21 protein-coding genes are annotated in these 20,764 nt (G+C 73.7%); 9 read left to right on the top strand and 12 right to left on the bottom strand.

Going from position 1 to position 20,764, the window contains the following annotated elements:
* The first annotated feature begins 9 nt into the window (after window positions 1-9).
* The gene (locus ABD811_RS05700; RefSeq protein WP_344941835.1) at window positions 10-564 is read left to right on the top strand and encodes a bacterial proteasome activator family protein; all 555 of its coding nucleotides are present in this window, start codon (window positions 10-12) and stop codon (window positions 562-564) included.
* A gap of 60 nt (window positions 565-624) precedes the next feature.
* Here ABD811_RS05700 and ABD811_RS05695 read toward each other — a convergent pair whose 3' ends face one another.
* Together ABD811_RS05695 and ABD811_RS05690 are read right to left on the bottom strand one after the other, a co-directional pair.
* A complete protein-coding gene (locus ABD811_RS05695) occupies window positions 625-1,467 on the bottom strand; it encodes an HAD family hydrolase (RefSeq protein WP_344941833.1) in 843 nt (280 codons plus the stop codon).
* A gap of 161 nt (window positions 1,468-1,628) precedes the next feature.
* Complete coding sequence (locus ABD811_RS05690) at window positions 1,629-2,198, bottom strand: TetR/AcrR family transcriptional regulator (protein WP_344941830.1); 570 nt, start codon at window positions 2,196-2,198, stop codon at window positions 1,629-1,631.
* A gap of 140 nt (window positions 2,199-2,338) precedes the next feature.
* Between ABD811_RS05690 and ABD811_RS05685 the strand changes: the two genes are divergently transcribed.
* Window positions 2,339-2,743, top strand: coding sequence for a DUF3291 domain-containing protein (locus tag ABD811_RS05685; protein WP_344941827.1), 405 nt, complete (start codon window positions 2,339-2,341; stop codon window positions 2,741-2,743).
* 85 nt (window positions 2,744-2,828) lie between these two features.
* Here the strand turns inward: ABD811_RS05685 and serS are convergent, their stop codons facing one another.
* From serS to ABD811_RS05660, 5 genes are all read right to left on the bottom strand, one after another.
* Window positions 2,829-4,088, bottom strand: a complete 1,260-nt coding sequence (gene serS / locus ABD811_RS05680; protein ID WP_344941824.1) for a serine--tRNA ligase — start codon at window positions 4,086-4,088, stop codon at window positions 2,829-2,831.
* 76 nt (window positions 4,089-4,164) lie between these two features.
* Window positions 4,165-4,971: a class I SAM-dependent methyltransferase gene (locus ABD811_RS05675; protein ID WP_344941820.1), complete on the bottom strand. Its 807-nt coding sequence runs from the start codon at window positions 4,969-4,971 to the stop codon at window positions 4,165-4,167.
* A gap of 33 nt (window positions 4,972-5,004) precedes the next feature.
* Complete coding sequence (gene pheA, locus ABD811_RS05670; RefSeq protein ID WP_344941817.1) at window positions 5,005-5,928, bottom strand: prephenate dehydratase; 924 nt, start codon at window positions 5,926-5,928, stop codon at window positions 5,005-5,007.
* Between the two features lie 203 nt (window positions 5,929-6,131).
* Complete coding sequence (locus tag ABD811_RS05665; RefSeq protein WP_344942362.1) at window positions 6,132-6,584, bottom strand: DUF4446 family protein; 453 nt, start codon at window positions 6,582-6,584, stop codon at window positions 6,132-6,134.
* A complete protein-coding gene (locus tag ABD811_RS05660; RefSeq protein WP_344941814.1) occupies window positions 6,584-7,921 on the bottom strand; it encodes a glycosyltransferase 87 family protein in 1,338 nt (445 codons plus the stop codon). The genes ABD811_RS05665 and ABD811_RS05660 overlap by 1 nt, the downstream gene beginning before the upstream one ends.
* Window positions 7,922-7,961: 40 nt before the next feature.
* Between ABD811_RS05660 and ABD811_RS05655 the strand changes: the two genes are divergently transcribed.
* Window positions 7,962-10,238, top strand: a complete 2,277-nt coding sequence (locus ABD811_RS05655) for a hypothetical protein (protein ID WP_344941811.1) — start codon at window positions 7,962-7,964, stop codon at window positions 10,236-10,238.
* Here the strand turns inward: ABD811_RS05655 and mptB are convergent.
* From mptB to ABD811_RS05640, 3 genes are all read right to left on the bottom strand, one after another.
* Complete coding sequence (gene mptB, locus ABD811_RS05650) at window positions 10,120-11,709, bottom strand: polyprenol phosphomannose-dependent alpha 1,6 mannosyltransferase MptB (protein WP_344941808.1); 1,590 nt, start codon at window positions 11,707-11,709, stop codon at window positions 10,120-10,122. The two genes, ABD811_RS05655 and mptB, sit on opposite strands and share 119 nt — an antisense overlap.
* On the bottom strand, window positions 11,706-12,431 hold the full coding sequence (locus ABD811_RS05645) for a glycosyltransferase family 2 protein (protein ID WP_344941806.1): 726 nt from the start codon (window positions 12,429-12,431) through the stop codon (window positions 11,706-11,708). The genes mptB and ABD811_RS05645 overlap by 4 nt, the downstream gene beginning before the upstream one ends.
* Window positions 12,432-12,566: 135 nt before the next feature.
* Window positions 12,567-12,902, bottom strand: a complete 336-nt coding sequence (locus ABD811_RS05640; RefSeq protein ID WP_285494626.1) for an STAS domain-containing protein — start codon at window positions 12,900-12,902, stop codon at window positions 12,567-12,569.
* A 294-nt stretch (window positions 12,903-13,196) separates the two neighbouring features.
* Here ABD811_RS05640 and ABD811_RS05635 point away from each other — a divergent pair, with 294 nt between their 5' ends.
* Complete coding sequence (locus ABD811_RS05635) at window positions 13,197-13,562, top strand: hypothetical protein (RefSeq protein ID WP_344941801.1); 366 nt, start codon at window positions 13,197-13,199, stop codon at window positions 13,560-13,562.
* 221 nt (window positions 13,563-13,783) lie between these two features.
* Here the strand turns inward: ABD811_RS05635 and ABD811_RS05630 are convergent, their stop codons facing one another.
* A complete protein-coding gene (locus ABD811_RS05630) occupies window positions 13,784-14,896 on the bottom strand; it encodes an epoxide hydrolase family protein (protein WP_344941798.1) in 1,113 nt (370 codons plus the stop codon).
* A 62-nt stretch (window positions 14,897-14,958) separates the two neighbouring features.
* Between ABD811_RS05630 and ABD811_RS05625 the strand changes: the two genes are divergently transcribed.
* From ABD811_RS05625 to ABD811_RS05605, 5 genes are all read left to right on the top strand, one after another.
* Window positions 14,959-15,960 carry a helix-turn-helix transcriptional regulator gene (locus ABD811_RS05625; RefSeq protein WP_344941796.1) on the top strand — a complete coding sequence of 334 codons (1,002 nt, stop codon included), beginning with the start codon at window positions 14,959-14,961 and terminating at the stop codon, window positions 15,958-15,960.
* A gap of 39 nt (window positions 15,961-15,999) precedes the next feature.
* Window positions 16,000-16,716 carry a dienelactone hydrolase family protein gene (locus tag ABD811_RS05620; protein WP_344941793.1) on the top strand — a complete coding sequence of 239 codons (717 nt, stop codon included), beginning with the start codon at window positions 16,000-16,002 and terminating at the stop codon, window positions 16,714-16,716.
* A 104-nt stretch (window positions 16,717-16,820) separates the two neighbouring features.
* Entirely contained in the window at window positions 16,821-17,684 is an 864-nt protein-coding gene (locus ABD811_RS05615; RefSeq protein WP_344941790.1) for a hypothetical protein, read from the top strand.
* Between the two features lie 65 nt (window positions 17,685-17,749).
* Complete coding sequence (locus ABD811_RS05610) at window positions 17,750-17,920, top strand: hypothetical protein (protein ID WP_344941787.1); 171 nt, start codon at window positions 17,750-17,752, stop codon at window positions 17,918-17,920.
* Between the two features lie 119 nt (window positions 17,921-18,039).
* Window positions 18,040-19,608: a long-chain-fatty-acid--CoA ligase gene (locus ABD811_RS05605; RefSeq protein ID WP_344941784.1), complete on the top strand. Its 1,569-nt coding sequence runs from the start codon at window positions 18,040-18,042 to the stop codon at window positions 19,606-19,608.
* An 80-nt stretch (window positions 19,609-19,688) separates the two neighbouring features.
* Here the strand turns inward: ABD811_RS05605 and ABD811_RS05600 are convergent, their stop codons facing one another.
* Window positions 19,689-20,630, bottom strand: a complete 942-nt coding sequence (locus ABD811_RS05600) for an endonuclease/exonuclease/phosphatase family protein (RefSeq protein WP_344941782.1) — start codon at window positions 20,628-20,630, stop codon at window positions 19,689-19,691.
* Window positions 20,631-20,764: the final 134 nt, after the last annotated feature.

Here is a 20,764-nt window from a genome sequence, read left to right as displayed (position 1 = left end):
GGAGACAGCATGAACGAGTCTTCGCAGAACCCGTCCGGCGACCGGGCCGAGCAGGAGCCGCAGGTCCTGGTGGTCGGCCCGAACGGCATCGCGGTGGAGGGCGGCAAGCCCGAGGGCGGTGACGAGAAGTCGGTCACCGACATGGTGGAGCAGCCCGCCAAGGTCATGCGGATCGGCAGCATGATCCGGCAGCTGCTGGAGGAGGTGAAGGCGGCGCCGCTGGACGAGGCCAGCCGGGCCCGCCTCCGCGAGATCCACCAGTCGTCCATCAAGGAACTGGAGGACGGCCTGGCACCCGAGCTGATCGGGGAGCTGGAGCGGCTGTCGCTGCCGTTCACCGAGGACGCGGTGCCGAGCGAGTCCGAGCTGCGCATCGCCCAGGCCCAGCTGGTCGGCTGGCTGGAGGGGCTGTTCCACGGCATCCAGACCACGCTGTTCGCCCAGCAGATGGCGGCGCGGGCCCAGCTGGAGCAGATGCGCCGCGCCCTGCCCGCCGGGATGATGCCGCAGGCCCCGGCCGCCGAGGAGGAGCAGCGCCGCCGCCAGTCCGGCCCCTACCTGTAGGGCTGTGGGCGCCGCCCGCCGCGCCGCGCGGCGGGGGAGCACCGGAAGGCCCAGTCCGAGTCAGCGGGCCCCGTCCGCCGGCGCCGGCAGGTCCGGAACGCCGGGGAAGAGCTTCTCGAGGACCTGGGCGACGCCGTCGTCGTCGTTGCCCGCCGTGGTGTGCGTGACCGCCGCCAGCACCACGGGATGGGCGTTGGCCACCCCGTACGAGGTGCCCGCCCAGGTCAGCATCGGCAGGTCGTTCGGCATGTCGCCGAACGCCACCACGTCGGCGGGCGGGATGCCGTGCTCGGCGCACAGCTCGGCCAGGGCGCTGGCCTTGGTGACGCCGTGCGCGCTCATCTCCAGCAGGCCGCGTCCCGAGGAGTGCGTGACGGTGACCAGGTCGCCCACGGCCTCGCGCGCCTTGACCGACAGCGAGTCGGGGTCGGCGTCGGGGTGGAACGCCAGCAGCTTGGTGCCGCCGCGGCTGACCAGCGCCTCGCCGTCCACCGGCCGCCCGCCCAGCGCCTCGGCGTCCCAGCTGCCCAGGTTGTAGCGGGCCTCGAACACGAACCCGTGCGGGTACTCCACGGCGAACCGCAGCTCGGGGATCGCCGCGCGCAGCCGCTCCACCGCCTCGGCGATCACCTCAGGGGCGATCATCCGGGTGCTGAGCACGGTCTCGGTGTGCAGGTCGTACACCACCGCCCCGTTGGCGCAGATGGCCACGCCCCGGTGGTCGACGGCCTCGGCGACGGGACGCATCCAGCGCGGCGGCCGTCCGGTGACCATGACCAGCAGCGCCCCCGCGCGCTCCACGCGGGCGAGGGCGTCGACGGTGCGGGGCGAGATGGTGCCGTCGGAACGCACGATCGTCCCGTCGAGGTCGGTGGCGACCAGGCGCGGCGTGGTTTGAGACATGTCACCTTCCCGTCGTGCCGCGTCCCGGGCCGTCGCGCACTCGAGGGGGTGGTGTGACGACGGCGGGCGCGGCTGGGACACACCATAGGCGATGTGTCAGACAGTGACCCTCGCGACGCTCGCGCCCCGGCCCCCGCCGTCGCCGAGCCCGCCGTGCGGGGTCAGCCCCGCAGGCCGGACAGGTGGGCAAGGACGGGGCGGGCGGCCGACTCCGGGGAGTCGCCCAGATCGGCGGGGAGGATGCCGCTCAGCCACAGGGCGGCGAAGCCGTGGGCGATGGACCAGGCGGCGAGCGCGGCCGTGCGGTCGTCCGCCGGGCCGGACGACACGCCGCGGGCGCCGCGCAGCAGGATCCGGCCGGCGCGGGCGCGGGCGGCGCTCAGCTCGGCGTCGTCGGCGCGGTAGAGCTCGGGCCGGAACATCACCTCGAAGTACGGCCGGTGGTCGACGGCGAAGCGCACGTACGCCGTGCCGAGGTCGAGCAGGTCGTCGCCCGCGCGTTCGAGGGCGTCGGCGAACAGGGTGTAGCCCTCGGCGGCGATGGCGGTCAGCAGGCCGGTCTTGTCGCCGAAGTGGTGGGCGGGCGCCGCGTGCGAGACCCCGGCGCGCCGCGCCAGCTCGCGCAGGCTCCAGCCCGCCGGGCCGGACTCGCCGATCGCCCGCAGGGCCGCCTCGATGACGGCGCGGCGCAGGTTGCCGTGGTGGTACGCCGACTCGCCGATCTTCCTCACCCCTCGGACCGCCGCGGATGGACCCTTCTGCGACCAGCCTATCTTGACATTGACAAGTTCGCGGCCGGAGCCGCAGACTTGTCAGTGACAAGATTCCGTGGGACGGCCCGCCGACCGTCCGCACTCCTGACGGAGGCACCATGCCGACCCTGCCGTGGACCGAACCCGAGTCCCCCGACGCCGAGGCCGAGGCGCTGGTCATGGCGTCACGACTGGAAGTCCGCTCGCTGCGTCACGTGCCGGGCTTCCTGTTGGCGTCGATGGCGCTCTGGCGCCAGGCCCGCCGGTCGCCCGGGGCGTGGGGCGTCGGCCTGAAAGCACAACTGCTGCGGCGCACGTTCTGGACGGTCTCGGCCTGGCGCGACAAGGCGGCCCTGGACGCCTACGCGGCGGCCGAACCGCACCGGTCCGCCATGCGCCGCAAGCGCTCCGTGATGCGCGAATCGACGTTCGTGTTCTGGACCGTGCCGGTCGACGACCTGCCCATCACATGGGACGAGGTGCGGCGGCGCATCGCCGAGAAGCGGACGGAACAAGGCGGCTGAAAAGCTCGCGGCGGGGCGCCTCCAGCGTGGAAGCGGGAGGCGCCCCGCCGCGTACAGCCCTTGACGGGCGCGCGTCGAGCGTCTCTCAGCGCTTGATGGGCTCCAGCACCTCCAGGCCGAGGTACTTCTGCAGCGCCTCGGGCACGCGCACCGACCCGTCGGCCTGCTGGTGGTTCTCCAGGATCGCCACGATCCACCGGGTGGTGGCCAGCGTGCCGTTCAGCGTCGCGACGGGCTGGTTGCGGCCGTCCTCGTCCCGGTACCGCACCGCCAGGCGCCGTGCCTGGAAGTCGGTGCAGTTGGACGTCGACGTCACCTCGCGGTAGGTCCGCTGCGTCGGCACCCACGCCTCGCAGTCGTACTTGCGGGCCGCGCTGGCACCCAGGTCGCCGGCCGCCACGTCGATCACCCGGTACGGCAGCTCGCACTTGGCGAGCATCTCCTTCTCCCACTCCAGCAGCCGCAGGTGCTCGGCGTGGGCGTCCTCCGGACGGCAGTAGGAGAACATCTCGACCTTGTCGAACTGGTGCACCCGGATGATGCCCCGGGTGTCCTTGCCGTACGAGCCCGCCTCCCGGCGGAAGCAGGACGACCAGCCCGCGTACCGCCGGGGCAGCCCGTCGATGATCTCGTTCATGTGGTACGCGGCCAGCGGCACCTCGGAGGTGCCCACCAGGTACAGATCGTCCTGCGGCAACTGGTAGACCTCGGCGGCGTGCGCGCCGAGGAACCCGGTGCCCTCCATGGCCTCCGGCTTCACCAGGACCGGCGGGTACATCGGGACGAACCCGTTGGCGACCGCCTGCTCCATGGCCAGGTTGAGCAGCGCGAGCTGCAGCCGCGCGCCGACACCGGTCAGGAAGTAGAACCGCGCGCCGGACACCTTGGCGCCGCGCTCCATGTCGATCGCGCCCAGGCTCTCGCCGAGCTCCAGGTGGTCCTTGGGCTCGAAGTCGAACGCCGGGGGCTCGCCGACGTGCTCCAGGACGACGAAGTCCTCCTCGCCGCCGGGCGGGGCGCCCTCCTCGATGATGTTCGGGACGGTCTTCAGCAGCGCGTCCAGCTCGGCGCCGAGCCGGTCGGCCTCGGCCTCGGCGTCCTTGACCTGCTGCGCCAGCTCCTTGGCGCGGGCCAGCAGCCGCTGCCGCTCGTCCCCCTGCGCCTTCGACACCGACTTGCCGAAACTCTTCTGCTCGGCGCGCAGCCGCTCGAACGCCGACAGCGCGCCGCGCCGCCGCTCGTCCAGGTCGAGCAGCGTGCCGACGACGGTCTCGTCCTCCCCGCGGGCGCGCTGCGAGGCGCGCAACCGCTCGGGGTCCTCTCGAAGAGCTCGCAGGTCAATCACAAACCCGAGGCTACCGGTGCGGCGCCCCTGGCGCGCGCGAGAATTCCCCTCCCGGCCCGGCGCGGTCGCGGCCGGCTCAGCGGGTGCCGTGGGCGAGCAGGGCGTGCGCGGGCAGCTCGACCTGCCCGTTCCCGACGGCGTAACCCGCCATGATCCGGTCGTATGCGGCCTTGACGCGGGCGATCGTCTCGGGCGTCTGGCGCTGGACGATCACGCCGTTGGTGCCGACGGCCGCCTGCGGGCCCGTCTCCCACCAGTACTCGGGGTCGGCGGTGTGCGTCCAGTCCAGCTCGTCCATGGCCGCGTCGGCGAACCCGGCGCCGGCGACCAGCGCCCGGAACGCCGCCGGCTCGCCGTGCTCCATGAACGGCGGGGTGGGGATGTCGTCCGGCCACGGCACGCCGACCGCGTCGAGCGCCTCGCCCACCACCCCGAGCGCGCCGCTGCCCGGCATCCGCCAGCAGGTCAGGGCGAGGCGTCCGCCCGGCCGCAGCACCCGGCGCAGCTCCTTCAACGCCGCGTCGGGCTCCCCCACATGGTTGATCACGAAGTTGCCGACGACGGCGTCGAACGTCTCGTCGGGGAACGGCAGCTCGGGCAGCGTCGCCACCCGCACGTCCAGGCCGGGCACGTTGCGGGACGCGGTCTCGGCCATCAGCGGGTCGGCGTCCACGGCCGTCACCTCGGCGCCCCGCCGCACCGCCTCCCGAGCGACGGGCCCCGGCCCGGTGCCCACGTCCAGCGTCCTGGTGCCCTCCGTGACGCGCGCCGCGTCGAGCAGTGGCCCGACGGTGTAGGCGGTCAGACGGGCGAAGCCGCGTTCGTAGGCCGGGGCGCGTCCCGCCCACAGGTCGCGTTCGTAGGCGTCGAAGTCCGTCGTCATCCCAGGGAGCCTACGCGCCGTCCGCGCCCCGGGTCAGGCGTGGCCGCTGCGGATGGAGCGCAGCCAGGCGGCGGCCTCGGTGAAGTCGGCGTCGTGGGTGCCGCGGCGGATCTCCGGGCGGACCTGGTCGGCGCGGGGGTAGGAGCCGAGGAAGCGCACGTCGGCGCAGATGCGGCGCAGGCCCATCAGCGCCTCGCCGACGCGGGCGTCCTCGACGTGCCCCTCGAAGTCCATCCAGAACAGGTACGAGCCCAGCCCCGCGCCGGTGGGCCGCGACTGGATCAGCGTCAGGTTGATGCCGCGCATGGCGAACTCGTTGAGGATCTCCAGCAGGGCGCCGGGGTGGTCCTCGCCGATGAAGGCGACCACGGTGGTGCGGTCCATGCCGGTGCGCGGCGGCGGGACGCAGGGACGCCGCAGCTCGATGAAGCGGGTCACCGCGTCGGCCACGTCGTGGATGTCCTCGGCCAGCACCGACAGGTTGTAGCGGGCGGCGGCGAACGCCCCGGCCAGCGCGGCGTCGTAGTGGCCGTCGGCGACCCGCTGGGCGGCCTCGGCGTTGGACGTGGCGGCCCGCCACTCGGCGTCCGGGATGTGCTCGGCCAGCCAGCGGCGGCACTGCGGCTGCGCGTGCGGGTGCGAGGCGACGGTCTTGATGTCGGCGAACGTGGTGCCGGGCCGCACCAGCAGCGCGAACGACACCGGCAGGTGGACCTCGGCGACGATCTGCAGCGGCTCGCCGGTGGCCAGCTCGTCCAGGGTGGTCGGCACCGAGCCCTCGACGGAGTTCTCCAGCGCGACGACGGCCGCGTCGGCGTCGGCGCGGCGCAGGGCGTCCAGCGCGGCGGGCACGGTCTCGTACGGCAGCTGCTCGGCGCCGTCCGCGCCCGGCAACTGGCGCAGCGCGGCCTCGGTGAACGTGCCTCGGGGACCGAGGAACGCGTACGTCCTGGTCACGTGACGCCCCCCGGCCGTGTGCACGCTTTTCCCAATGGCATGTGAATGACTCCTCCGCCGCGTCGAGAACGCGCGGCGGGCTCTGTGACAGGTGGTGAGGTCGTCGAGTCTACGTGCCCGTCCGGTCCGGCACCGGCAAAGAACCGATCATGAGCCCGTCATGAACGCGGCGGGGCGCGGGGCCCGGGGGAACCGGTGGGGCGTCAGGCGCGGGCGGTGGGAGTGCGGTCGCCGAAGTCGGCCAGCGGGTCGTCCATGGTGACGACGGGGCCCTTGCCCAGGCGCGCGGCGCGCAGGACCTGGTTCTCCTCGGGGGACAGCTTCTCCAGGGGGTGGCCGTCGCGCACCGGCTTGGCGTAGGTGCGGGTCTCGGTGCGGCCGTTGATGGAACTGATCACCACGCCGTCGCCGTTGGCGTTGATCAGGGCGAGCGAGAACGACCGGTGCCCGGACATCTCCTTGAGCGCGTCGTAGTGGACGATGGCCAGGTCGCGCAGCGCCTGGCCGTCCACCGTTCCGGCGGCGAGCTGAAGTTGCCGCCGCAGCACCGCACCGCACTCGTCGACGACCTGGTTCACCCTGTTGTGGGCCACCACCGCGATGGACAGACCGGCCACCCCGGCGACCAATCCGGCGACGGCCACCGCTACCAGCATCACGGGGTGAGCGTACCGACCCCGGCCTCCCGGCGAGAAGAACCTTCGGAAACGGCCGGCCCGGCCATCCGGTCGAGCAGCCGCCGCCCGAGGAACACGATCAGCGCCAGCGCGGCCAGTCCGAAGGCGCTCTGGATGATCCGCCCGAGAACGATCGAGGGAATCGGATGGTCGGGACCGATCAGCCGGGTCCCCCACCACGGCAGCGGGAACAGGAAGTAAAGCCAGACGAGCCCGGCGAACAGACATCTTCGCGTGTCCCGCCCGTCGCCCACCACCGCGCCGATGACCGGGATGATCCACACAAGATGGTGGATCCATCCCACGGGCGACAGCAGCACCGACAGCAGGCCGGTGATCGCGACGCCCGCCAGCAGGGCGGCGCGGGCGTCCGGGCCCGGCGCCATCGCGTCGGCGGTGAGCGTCGCGCGGCGGGCCAGCCGGAACCCGTGGTAGCCCACGTAGGCGGCCAGCGCCAGCCACAGCAGGCTGGTGACCGGGTCGGGCAGGTAGATCCGGGCGAGCATGCCGTTGATGGCCTGGTTGGTGGTGCCGTTGACGGCGCCGGTGCGGTCGCCGCCCTCCAGCAGCGCGCCGAACCAGTAGTCGACCGAGTCGCCCGGCAGCAGCGCGAACCCGGCCAGGCTCGCGACGACGGCGGTCAGCACGGCGTTGGCGGCCGCGTCCCGCCGTCCGGTGATCCAGAAGTAGATCAGGAAGACGCCCGGCACCAGCTTGATCGCGACGGCCAGGCCGACCAGCAGGCCGCGCGGCCAGCGCGGCGTCCGCACGCAGCAGTCGGCCAGGCACATCGCCAGCAGGAACAGCCCCACCTGGCCGAACCGCGCCTGGTCGTACACGGGGACGAGCCAGGCCGTGGCGCCGACGAGCGCGCCCATCGCCAGCGGCGCCCACCGGCCCGCCCGCCGGACGAGGTCGCGGAACGACAGCCACACCACGATCACCAGCGCGGCGTACAGCAGCACCATCCACGTCACCTGGGCCGCGCCCCACGACATGAGGGTGAACGGCACCGCCAGCGCGGCCGCGATCGGCGGGTAGGTGAACGGCAGCAGTTGCGGCGGCTGGGTGAGCACCTCGTACAGCGGCGCCCCGCGCAGGACGGCGCGTCCGCCGTCCCGGTACACCTCCAGGTCGACCAGACGCTGGTCCGGGGGGTTGGTCAGCCAGTGGACGACGATCGGCGCGACCGCTGCCACCGCGACGAGGATCCCGGCCGCCAGGATCAGCAGGTTCGCCGGCGAAGCCGGCGAAGCGGACCGCGCTGGTGCCGCCCGCCGGCGTTCCGGCTGGTCCGTCCCGATACGTTCGCCCATGTCCCCATCCTGATGTAAGCCGCCCACTACCCTTGCACGCATGACGCATCGGGGGGCGGCGGCCGAAACGCGCAGGGTCGTGGCGACCATTGTGGCCGTCGGCGCGGCGCTGCTCGCGCTGTTCGCCGTCTCGTCCCCCCGTGCTCACGCCGCCGAAGCGTCCACCGCCTCCGCCCCCTCCACGGCCGCGCCCACCGGACGGGTGGCGATCATCGGGATCCCCGGGCTGAAGTGGAAGGACGTGACCCGCGCCGGGACGCCGGCGCTGTGGCGGCTGACCGGGCAGGGCGCCGCGGGCGCGCTCAGCATCCGCACCACCCGGGTCAACACCTGCCCGATGGACGGCTGGCTGACGGTGTCGGCGGGGCAGCGGGCCCGGCTGGCGCACGGCGACTGCGCGCTGCCGTCGGCGCCGGTGACGGCGGGGCAGCCAGGGTCGCAGCCGGGTGTGCCGCCGGAGGGCGGGGCGCTGGCCCCCGGCTGGCAGACGATCAAGGACGACAACACGCGGACCTCCTACCACGCCCAGGTGGGCCTGCTCGGCGACGCGGTGCGCGGCGCGGGCGGCTGCACCCTGGCCGTCGGCCCCGGCGCGGTGTTCGGGCTGGCCGACCGGGCGGGACGCGTCGACCGGTACGCCCCGTCCCCCGACAAGGTGCCCGCCGCCGACTGGTCGCGGTGCGCGCTGGTCGGCGTGGAGATCGACGACATCTTCCGCGCCTACCTGACCGCGGGGGTGGACGCCGAGGGCGATCAGGTCCCGGTGACCGACCGCGACCGCGCCCAGGCCGCGCGGGCGGCGGACCAGCGGGTCGCCCAGGTGCTGGCGGGCCTCCCCCAGGGCACGACGGTGCTCGTGGCGGGGCTTTCGGACACGGGCGTCAAGCCCCACATCCGCGTGGCCGTCGCCCAGGGCCCCACGGGCGAGGCCGGCAAGACGTACGAGCCGGGTTACCTGACGTCCAGCGCCACCCGGCAGACCGCCCTGATCACCCTCACCGACCTCACCGCGACCACGTTGAAGGCGCTCGGGCTCCAGCAGCCCAAGGAGGCCGTCGGCTCGGCGTGGCGCACGGCCGAAGGCGGCGGCGCCACGACCATGGAGAAGGTCGACCGGCTGCGCGATGAGGACGTGGCCGCCCAGGCGATCCGGCACGTCCAGGGCGGGTTCTGGTGGGTGCTGGGGGGCGCCCAACTGGTGCTGTACGGCATCGCGGGCGTGGCGTTGCGGCGGCGTTGGAACGTCCCCGCGTCGCGGGCGCGCATCCTGAGCGGGACGCGGTTCGTCGCCCTGATCGGGGGCGCGGTACCGGTCGCCACGTTCCTGACCGGGCTGGTGCCGTGGTGGAACCTGCCGTACCCGACGCTGGCGCTCATCGCCGCCGTCCTGGGGTTCAGCGTGCTGGTGGCCGTGCTGGCGTCGACGGGGCCGTGGCGCGACTCGGTGATCGTCCCCGGGCTGGCGATCACGGCCGTCACCGCCCTGACGCTGGCGCTGGACGTCATGGCCGACTCGCGGCTGCAGCTCAACACGCTGATGGGCTACAACGCGATCATCGCCGGCCGGTTCTACGGGTTCGGCAACCAGGCGTTCTCGCTGTTCGCGGTGGCGGCGATCCTGACGGCGGCGTGGCTGGCCGAGCGTCCGGTCCGGGCGGGCCGCCGGGCGGTCGCCGTGGCGATCATCGCGGCGGTCGGGGCGGCGGCGGTCGCGGTGGACGGCCTGCCCGCCTGGGGCAGCGACTTCGGCGGCGTGATCGCGATGGTGCCCGCGTTCGCCGTCCTCGGCATGATGGCCACCGGGCAGCGGGTGTCGGCGCTGCGGGTCGGGTTGTTCTGCCTGCTCGGCGCCGCGCTGGTGCTGCTGATCTCCTACGTCAACTCGCGCAGCGCCAACCCGACGCACCTGGGCCGGTTCTGGCAGGACCTGATGGACGGCGACGCCTGGGACGTGGTGGTGCGCAAGTTCGGCGCCATGCTGCGCAGCCTGGGCTACTGGCCGTTCACGATCGCGCTGGCGGGCGCCATCGGATTCCTGTACTTCGTGCTGATGCGGCCGTTGAAGTGGCGGGCCTCGCTGCTGGAACGGCTGTACGAGCGGAGCCCGACGATGCGTCCCGCGCTGGTCTGCGCCCTCACCGTCGGGGTGGTCGGCACGCTGGTGAACGACTCGGGCGTGGTGATCCTGTCGGTGGCGTTCAGCCTGGGGACCCCGTTGGTGCTCGCGGCGGCGGTGCGGGCGCTGGAGCTGGATCTGGCCGCCGAAGGCACATCCGCACCGCGGCGATCAGAATCACCGTCAACGTCACGGGGATGACGCCCGGCCGCACCACGTCCAGCAGGAAGTCCAGCGAGGACGGCAGCCCGATCAGCTCGGGGTCGCGGGCGGGCAGGTAGCCGAGGCTGAGCGCGGCGGTGTGCGCCAGCAGCAGCCAGTCGAACCGCGACCACGGCAGCAGCGCGAGCGCGGCCCACGCGAACCCGCTGTACCAGGGCAGCTCGTAGGGCGTGGCCAGCAGCCAGGCCAGCACCAGCGCCGCCGCGACCCGTTCGCCCTCGACCCCCGTGTCGGCGCCCCCGTCGGCGGGGCGGGCGCGGGGCAGGGCGCGGGCCAGCAGCACCGCCAGCACCGCGAACAGCGTCAGCCAGCCGATCTTGATGAAGACGCGGTTCTCGCGGCCGAACACCAGGTCGGCGAGATGCCAGGGGGTCGCCAGCGACACCTGGTCGGCGGCCCGCCTGAGCTGGTCGAACGTGTGCGGGCCGGCGATCGCGTAGGTGGCCGCCGTCACCGCCAGCGCCCCCGCGGCCAGGGCTGCCAGGCGCAGCGCGGCGGCGCGGCGTGCCCCCGGCGCGCGGCCGTCACGGGCGAGGGCCCAGGCGAGCCCGCCGCCGACGAGCGCGGCGGGCACCTTGATCGCGCCGCCGACCGCGATCAGGGCCCCGGCGCCCAGCGAGCGCGGCACCGTGCCGGGACGGCCGCGCCGCCGCGCCGAGAACAGCGCCAGCCCCGCCACCATCGGGCAGACCGCCAGCGCGTCGTTGTGGGCGCCGCCGACCAGGTGGTACAGCAGCAGCGGGTTGCAGGTCCACAGCAGCGTGACGCGCAGCCGCCGCTCGGCGGTGCCGGCGGTGCGGTAGAGGATCCAGGCGGTCAGTGCGAACGCCAGCGCGTTGAACAGCGACAGCACGAACACCGTCAGCCGCACCGAGTCGCCGCCCACCCAGGACGCCAGGGCCTGCGTGGCGGTGGCGACCGGCCCGTACACCGACGGCGTGCGCCGCCACTCCTCCACCTCGCTGATCACCGGGTCGCCGGGCACGTCCACCGCCCGCGTGACGTACGGGTCGTGCCCGGTGACCGCCATACGGCCGTAGGCGGCGTAGTTGAGGTGGTCGGCGGACCCGACCGGCGGCATCAGCGTGAACGCCGCCACCACCAGCAGCCCCGCCGCCATCAGCGGGCCCGGACGGCACCGCCAGCCCTTGCGCACGGCGCGCCAGCACAGCGCCAGGCCCACCGTCCCGATGAGCACCCCGGCTGCGACCAGGCCGATCACCAGGTACGGCGACGGGTGGACGGTCAGCGAGTAGGGCGGCTGCCAGGCCGCGCCGCGCAGTTCGGGCTGCATGGCCGACGGGCCCAGCAGGGCCGTCAGCAGGAAGCAGCCGAGGCTCGTCCCGACGGCGGCGAGCCCGGCACGGCCTCCGGCGAGGCGGCGGTCGCCCGCCGCGCCGGAGGACGCGGGACCGGTCACCGCGACGGCACCGGGACGAGACGAGGTCACGACAGGCGGGTGCCGCGCAGCATCCGCGCCACGGCCGGTTCGCGCACGGCCAGGGCGCGCGCCACGTCGCGGAACTGCCGGGCCCGGTGCAGTTGGGCCCGCCAGTCGGTGCCGGTGGCCCGGTGCGCCAGCGGCACCTCCACCTCGGTCACCCGGAACCCCTGGCGCAGCAGGTCGATGGTCAGGGCGGTCTCGACGCCGAACCCGGCGGCCAGCGGACGCGCGGCCTCGAACGCGGCCCGGGTCAGGCAGCGCTGCCCGTTCAGCGGCTGCGTCGCCTCCCAGCCGGTGGCGCGCCGGATGCCGTCCCGTGAGAGCCGCACCACGAACCCGTGCCCGCCCAGCTTCACCGTGGTGGAGAACACCGCGATCGTCATGTCCGCCTCGCCGCGCCGCACCGGCTCGACGAGCGGGGCGGCGTCGCGGGCGGTGTCGGCCAGGTCGGCGTCCAGGAACAGCAGGTGGCGCGGCTCGTGGCGGTCGTCGTCCAGCAGCCGCACCGCCTCGGCCCCGCTCTCCATCGCCGCGCCCTTGCCGCGGTTGCGGCCGTGCCGCACGACCTTGGCCCCGGCCTGCTCGGCGACCCGGGCGGTGCCGTCGGCGGAACCGTCGTCCACCACCACGACCAGCCCGGCGCCGGGCAGCTCCAGCGCCGCCTTGACGGTCGCCGCGATCCGGTCCGCCTCGTCCTTGGCCGGGATGACCACCGCTACGTCCTGCATACGGGCGATCGTAGTGCGGGTTCGCAAGAGCTGTCCGCGAACGGCAGCGACCCGCGGGGTCGTTCCCCCGCGGGTCGCTCGTCGTTAACGCGGTCGTCGGAGCCCGCGCCCCCGGGCGTGCCGGGGACTGCCGGGTCAGCCGACGTCGAGGACAGGCACCGCGTCGCACACGGTGAACACCGTGTCCAGTCCGGTCACCTGCAGGATGCGCCGCACGGCCGGGCGCGGCGCGGCCAGCTCCAGTGAGCCGCCCTGCTCCTTGAGCCGCTTCATGGCCGCCAGCAGCACGTTCATTCCGGTCGAGTCGCAGAATTCGACGCCGCTCAGGTCGACGACGATGCGGTCGACCGGCTCGCGCAGCAGGCCCGCCAGGGCGGCCTGCAGACGCGGCGCGGTGTACAGGTCGAGCTCGCCCGTCGCTGTGACGACGGCGTTACCTCCCTGAGACGCGGTCGAGACATTCAGCTCCACGTTCGGCACACTATCGGGCCGAGCGCCGACGAGCCAGAGGGTTGCCGGAACCGCCGTGTCCCCGCGCCCGGTACGTATGACCTTGGTGTATGACGTTGAGCGATGTCTTGATTACGGCCATTGGCGGGCTCCTCCCGCTATGGCCGTCTCCCGTCCGTCCGGACTGCGGAATTCCCCTCCGCGCGGCCCCGAAGTAGGGGACGCTGAGCGGGTGCGACAGCGGCAGAGGCAGGCGGCGGGCCCCGGACGACGCCCCGCGAGCCCGGCGGCGACCCCGCGCGGGGGGTGCCGCGCGTGAAGGCCGAGCGAGATCCGCGCGAGGTCCGGCTCCGCGAGCGCATCGAGGCGATCCGGGCCCGGTCGGCGAAGTCGACCTCCTGGCGTTCGCCCGCCCAGTACCTGTCCCGCCTGGTCAACGACACCGGGCACGTCCCGGTCAAGGCGCGGCTGTCGCGCGAGGACCTGACGTTCCTGGCGGGCGCCCGGGACGAGGTGATCGCGTTCGCCGACCTGGCCGTCCGCCTGATCGAGCTGCACCGTCCGCAGGACTCGGGCGGCATCACCAGCGACCCGGACAGCCCGATCCGCCGCTGCCGCGCCTGCATGTGGCGCTGGCCCTGCCCCACCTTCCGCGCCATCGACGAGTCCCTCGACCGCTGACCCGCGCGGCCGCGCCCCCCCGGCCCCGCTACGCGGCGGCACGCACCGCCCCGGCGCCCGGCATTAGCGACGAGTGGTGGTGGACGATCAGCCACCGGCCGCCCCGCCTCCATGGTCAGGCCGATGTCGCCGCCGGCGGTCATGACGAGCAGACGGGCGCCGAGGAGGACGGCGCCGCCGTCGCCATGTCCGGCTGGGGTCCGTGGGCGCCGGGGCGTCCCTCAGCGCAGCGGGCCGAAGAAGGCGTGGAGGTCGTCGGCCAGCAGTTCGGGGCGTTCCATGGCGGGGAAGTGGCCGCCCCGGTCGAACGACGTCCAGTGCGCGACGACGCCGTCCGGGTCGGCCATCGGGCGGACGGCCGGGTGCGCGGAGAACTCGGCGATGCCGATCGGGACCGGCGACGGCCCGTCGCTCGTCCTGGGCGGGCGCCGCAGGTCGCGGCCGGACTCGTAGGTGAAGTGGGCGGCCGAGGCGCCGAGACGGCCCAGCCAGTACAGGGTCACCTTGGTCAGGAGCTGGTCGCGGTCGACGGCGTCGTCGGGCAGCTCGGCGGCCGGGTCCGTCCACTCCCTGAACTTCTCGGCGATCCAGGCGAGCTGGCCGGCCGGCGAGTCGGTGAGCAGGTAGGCGAGCGTCTGCGGACGGGTCGACTGCAACTGGTAGGAGCCCATCCCGTCGGGCCCGTGCATCGGGCCGGGCGCCACGCCCATGCTCCCGTCCGGTCGCAAGACGCCGATCATGTCGTCCGTCCCGGCGATCGACATGTGCAGGCCGGCGACGTGGTCCGGGTCCAGCAGCCGCATGGTGTTGGCCACGCCGCAGCCGACGTCGAACGCGTGGATCCCGTACCGGTCGTACCCCAGCCGGCGCATCAGCTCGACCAGCGTCGCCGCCGACCGGTCGACGCCCCAGCCCGCCTCGCGCACCGGCGTGGAGAACCCGAACCCCGGCAGCGACGGCACCACGACGTCGAACGCGCCGGCCAGCGGGCCGATCACCTTCGTGAAGTCGACCGGCGAGCCCGGCCAGCCGTGCACCAGCACCAGCGGCAGCGCGCCCGTGACGGCCGCGCGGACGTGCGCGAAGTGGATCGTCTGGCCGTCGATCTCGGTGGTGAACTGCGGGATCTCGTTGAGCGCGGCCTCGTGGACGCGCCAGTCGTAGGAGTCGCGCCAGTAGGCGGCCAGCTCCTTGAGGTAGCCGAGCGGCACGCCGCGGCTCCAGCCGGTGCCCGGGACCTCCTCGGGCCAGCGGGTGCGCGCGAGCCGTTCGCGCAGGTCGTCGAGGTCGGCCTGGGGGACGTCGATGCGGAAGGGACGGATCTTGCTGTTCATGTCCGCCAAGCTAGGAGCCCTTGCGGAACGGTTCTTTCCGCGATCGGCGGGAGAATCGAGAGATGTTGGAGACCTCCGTACGGCTGCTCGCGTTGCTGGCGCTGCTCCAGTCGCGTCCCGAATGGTCCGGCGCCCAGCTCGCCGACCGGCTCGGGGTGACGACCCGGACCGTGCGCAACGACATGGAACGGTTGCGCCTCCTCGGCTACCACGTGCACTCGGCGCCCGGCACCGGCGGCGGCTACCGGCTCGGCGCCGGGGCGCAGCTCCCCCCGCTGCTGCTGGACGACGAGGAGACCGTGGCGGTCGCCCTCGGGCTGCGCACCGCCGCGTCCGGCACCGTCGCCGGCATCGAGGAGCCGTCGGTCCGGGCGCTGGCCAAACTGGAGCGCATGCTGCCGTCGCGGCTGCGGCACCGCGTCAACGCCCTGCAGTCCGCGACGGTGTCGGTGGCGCGCGGACGTCCGGCCGTGGACGCGGCCACCCTCACGGCCATCGCCGCCGCCGTCCGCGATCACGAGAGCCTGCGGCTGGACTACCTGGACCGCGAGGGAGAGGCCACGACCCGCGTCGTGGAACCCCACCGCCTCGTCCACACCGGACGCCTGTGGTACCTGGTGGCCTGGGACGCCCGCCGCAGCGACTGGCGCACCTTCCGTGTCGACCGCCTGCGGCTGCGCACCCCCAACGGCCCCCGCTTCACCCCGCGCGAACCACCGGAGGGCGACGTCGGCGCCTACCTCATGCGCGGGGTGGGCTCGGCCGCCTGGCGCATCCAGGCCCGCGTGCGGCTGCACGTCCCCGTCGAGACGGCCGTGGAACGGATCCCCGCCGAGGCCGGGCTGCTGGAGCCGCTGGACGAGCACTCCTGCGTCCTGGTCACCGGCGGCGACCGTCTCCACGACCTGGCCTCGTTCCTCGGCTCCCTCGACCTGGACTTCACCGTCCTGGCCCCCGACGAACTGGCGCACCACCTGCGGCGCCTCGCCGCCCGCTACACCACCGCCGCCGGCGGGAGTCAGCCGCCCGCGAACGGGAACCGCGACCGCCCGGCCGGTGACTAACGTGACCGTCAAGATCACGTCGAGACGGGGGAGTCGCGAATGACGGTGCAGGAGCGTGCGGTCGGGTACGAGCACGAGGGCGTCGCCCTCCAGGGGGTGCTGAGCGTGGCCGCGGACGCGGCCGGGAAACGCCCGGCCGTGCTGGTGTTCCACGGCATGGAAGGCCGGAGCCCCGTCCAGGTGCAGTTCGCGAACAGGCTCACGGAGTGGGGTTACGCCGGCTTCTCCGTCGACCTCTTCGGCAACGGGGAGGACGGTGACGTCGAGCGCGGCGAACAGTCGATGACGGAGATGATGGCGGACCGCGACCTCCTGCGGCGCCGCGTGCTGCACGTGCTCGACCTGGTGCGGGCCCTGCCCGAGGTCGACCCCGACCGGGTCGCGGCGGTCGGGTTCTGCTTCGGTGGCCTGTGCGTCCTCGACCTCGCCCGCAGCGGCGCCGAGCTGCGCGGAGTGGCCAGCTTCCACGGCGTCCTCACTCCGCCCGCGGGCGCGACGCCGAACGAGATCCGCTGCAAGGTGATCGTGTTCCACGGCTGGGACGATCCGTTCGCGCCGCCGCAGGACGTGGTGAACCTCGGCCGCGAGCTCTCCGAGGCCGGCGCCGACTGGCAGGTCCACGCCTACGGCGACACCATGCACTCGTTCATGGCGCCGGCGGCCGACAGGCCCGAGGCCGGGATCGCCTACAACGCGACGGCCGCCCGCCGCGCATGGTCCTCCCTCGGATCGTTCCTGGACGAGGCGTTCGCCTGAGCCGGTCGCCGCCCGCATCCGGGGGCCGTCGTGCCGCCGACGCCGCGGCCGCCGGGTGTGCGGCGTCACCGGGCTGTTACGGGCGATCGGTTTTAATGGGGCGCATGTCCTCGACTCGGACCGCGCCCTCCGGCGGAGCGCCGATCGTGGCGCTGCTGCTCGGCGGCGCCGTCGCCACGGCGATCAACGCGCTGTATGTGATCGTCTTCCTGTACTTCGTGATCCAGCAGGGCCAGGACCCCGACAATCTGATCAGCAATGTGCTCGTCACGATCATCTCCGTGGTGATGGGGCTGGCCGTCTCCGGGCCGCTGCTGTTCACCCGTCCGCGCGGACCGGTGGCGCCGCTGCTGGCGGTCGTGTTCTCGCTGGTCGCCAACGCCGTCGGCGACATCGTCGGCAACTTCGGCTATGCCCTGTTCAACGGCGGCCCGTTGTCGCTGGAACAGATCGGGCTGTACTTCCGCTCCTACGGCAAGCTCACCGTGTTCGGCTGGTTCCTGGTGCTGCTGACGCCCGTCGTGGCGGCGGCGCTGGCCGGGCTGCGCGTCATGATGGTGGGGCGGGGCGTCCAGCAGCAGCCCGCCGCCGGGCCGTGGGGGGCGCCGCAGCCTCCCGGCGGTCCGTACGCGCCGCCCCCGGCCGGCGGCGGATACGCGGCTCCCGGTGCCGGTGGGGCGTACGCGCCGCCGCCCGGAGGGTACGGGCAGCCCGCCCCCGGCCAGCCGTACCCCGGCCAGCCTTCGCCGGGGCAGCCCGCGCCCGGGCAGCCGCCGTATCCCGCCAATCCCGGCCAGCCGTACCCGGGCCAGCCCGGCCAGCCGGGGCAGGACGCCCCGCCGTGGCAACAGCACAATCCGTACGGACAGCCCGGCCAGGGCGCGCCGCCCCAGCAGCCCGGACAGGGGCCCTCGCACAACGCCGGCCCTGACCCGTCTCAGGGTGGCGTTCCGCCTTCGGGCGGGTAAGAGCAGCCGCCGGGTCGTCCCACAGGCTGATGACGCGCCCTGCCCCGCGCAATACGGTGAGAGGCATGGGACGGACAATTCTTACGGTCGTCGGCGTCATCCTCGCGCTGTGGCTGCTCATGAGCGTCATCGGCTGGGTGCTGTCGATGCTGAAGCTGTTCTTCTTCGTCGGCTTCGTCGCGGTGCTGGTCTTCCTGGTGGTCACCCTGGTCGCGAAGGGCGCCAAGAGCAGGTAGCGCGTGGCCGGGGCGGCGGCCGCGTCCATCGCCCGCGATCGACGCGGAGCCCTTGCCGCCGCCCGCCGGTGACCTCATGATGCGCAGACAACCGTGGTCACCGGCGAAAGGGGATCTTCGTGCCAAGCCTGACCCAGGTGCTGCGCGAGCGCGCGCGACGTCATCCGGACCGGCTCGCCTACATCGCGGGCGACACCCAGATCACCTACCGGGACTTCGACCGGCGCGTGGACCAGGTGGCGGCGGCGCTGGCCGCGGCCGGGGTCGGGCCCGGCGACCGGGTGGCCGTTCTCGACAAGAACTCCATGGAGTACGCCGAACTGCTGTTCGGCGCGGCCCGGGTGGGCGCCGCGGAGGTGCCCGTCAACTACCGCCTCGCGCCCGACGAGGTGGCCTACATCGTCAACAACGCGCAGGCGAAGGTGTTCGTCGTCGGCCCCGAGTTCCTGCCGGTGCTGGACGCGATCGCGGGCAAGCTGGAGCACACCACGCACCCGGTGGTCGTCGGCGGCTCGGGGCACGCCTACCGTGACTACGCCGAGTGGACGGGCGCCCACGAGCCCCCAGCCGCGCCCCCGGACGACGACGCCGACACCGCCGAGGTGTTCGTCCAGCTCTACTCGTCCGGCACCACCGGGTTGCCCAAGGGCGTGATGCTCACCCACGACAACTTCAACTCGGTGCTGCCGCTCACCAACGAGCTGTGGGGCATCGACGACGACAGCGTGATGATGGTCGCGATGCCGATGTACCACGTGGCGGGCTGCGCGCTCGCCGTGTGCACGGTGTTCGACGGCCTCACCGGCGTCATCGTGCGCGAGCCCGACCCGGTCGCCATCGCCCGCGCGATCGAGCGGCACCGGGTGACGCACGTGTTCCTCGTCCCGGTGCTGCTGCAGTTCATGCAGCTGATGCCCGAGGTGCGCGAGGCGGACATGTCGAGCCTGCGGCTGCTGCTGTACGGAGCGTCCCCCATCAGCGAGGACGTGCTGCGCGGCGCCATGGAGCTGCTGCCCGGCACCGGGTTCATGCAGGTCTACGGGTTGACGGAGACCACCGGCGCCATCACCTACCTGCCGCCGGAGGACCACGACCCGGGCGGCCCGAACGCGCACCGGCTGCGCAGCGCGGGCGTGCCCAACCCCGCCTGCCGCCTGCGGATCGCCGACCCGGCGACCCTGGAGGAGGTGCCGCGCGGGCAGGTCGGCGAGATCCTCTGCCGGACCCCGCAGAACATGAAGGGCTACTGGGGGATGCCCGAGGCCACCGCCGCGGCGCTGCTGGAGGACGGCTGGTTCCGCACCGGCGACGCCGGATACCTGGACGAGGACGGCTACCTCTACATCCATGACCGGGTCAAGGACATGATCATCTCCGGTGGGGAGAACATCTACCCGGCCGAGGTGGAGAACGTGCTGATGGGCCATCCGGGCGTCGCCGACTGCGCGGTGATCGGGGTGCCGGACGAGCGGTGGGGTGAGACGCCCAAGGCGTTCGTCGTGCCCGCCGAGGGCGCCGAGTTCTCCGAGCAGAAGATCATCGACTACTGCCGGGAGCGGCTGGCGCACTTCAAGTGCCCCACGTCCGTCGAGCGCCGCGACGCCATCCCGCGCAACCCCACCGGCAAGATCCTCAAGAAGGATCTGCGCACCCCGTACTGGCAGGGGCAGGACCGCGCCGTCCACTGAGCCCCGGCGGCCCCGGGTGAGGCGTGCCGCACGGCACCCTCACCCGCGTTCGCCGCGCTCCGCGCCGGCGGACGGCCGGGTCAGCGGGCCTCGATGATCGCGTCGCGGTCGGGGAAGCGGACGACCGCGCCGACGGGCCGGTGGTCGGACGAGCGGACCGGCGTCTCCGGCACCCCGCACGAGATCCCGGCGGGCGCGGAGGCGAACAGGTAGTCGGTCTTCTCCACCGGCGTGCCGTTCCAGTCCTGCCGGGTCTTGGCGCCGGTGCGGGCGGTGCCGGGCCCCTGGTCGCATTCGGCGTAGTCGCGGTAGAGCACGTCGAGGTGGCGGGACTCGGGCTGCTCGCCCAGGTCGCCGCCGAAGACGACGCGTCCCGTCCCGGCCACCTCGGCGACCTTCTGGGCCTGCTTCCGCCGCCAGTCGCCGCGCGGGTCGTCGTCCCAGCGGGCGGTGCTCAGCCGCGCCGTGCACAGCTTGGCGTGCCAGGCGCCCACCTGCCCGCACAGCGCCACCCGCCGCACGCCCGGCGGCGAGGGCAGCTCCGTGGCGCGCACGTCGGTGAGGCGCTCCCTGGAGCCGATGGCCACACCGAGACGCCCCTGCCCGTTGGCGCACTTGCGCGGCGAGCCGTCGGCCCCCCGGTACGGCGCGAACTCCCAGCTCCACGCCTTGAACTGGGACGTCTTGCGCAGCGCGGTCACGTGCCCGGAGCAGACCTCCTGCAGGAACACCGCGTCCATGTTCACCTTGCGGCCGCCGACGCGGACGTCCGCCATCTGCCGCGGGATGTCGCGGACCAGGTCGGCGGGACGCGACCCGAGCGGGCATCCGGGCGCGGCGTCACCGCAGACGTTCCAGGTCATCGCGGTGACGGTGGCCGCGGGGACCTCCCGTGCGCCGTCGGCGAGGGCCGGTCCGAGGTCCGGGGCTCCCTCGATCGCGGCACCGGCACCGGCGGTCACCACGACCGCCGCGGCGCCGCACACGGCAAGCAGGGGGATCAGGGCGCGGGGGGCTCGCACACGTTCTCCAGGTCGGGGAAAAAGACACGGGGGGAATGATCACGAATCCCACCACATAGGGAACCACGTCCGCCAGCGATTCGCCCGCACCCGGGCCCCCGGACCCGAAACCCGTCTGACCACCCGGCCACCCG

Origin of the sequence: Actinomadura miaoliensis (assembly GCF_039536785.1) — a bacterium.
In the GTDB taxonomy this organism is placed as follows: Bacteria; Actinomycetota; Actinomycetes; order Streptosporangiales; family Streptosporangiaceae; genus Spirillospora; species Spirillospora miaoliensis.
This window is presented reverse-complemented; position numbering and strand designations above follow the sequence as displayed.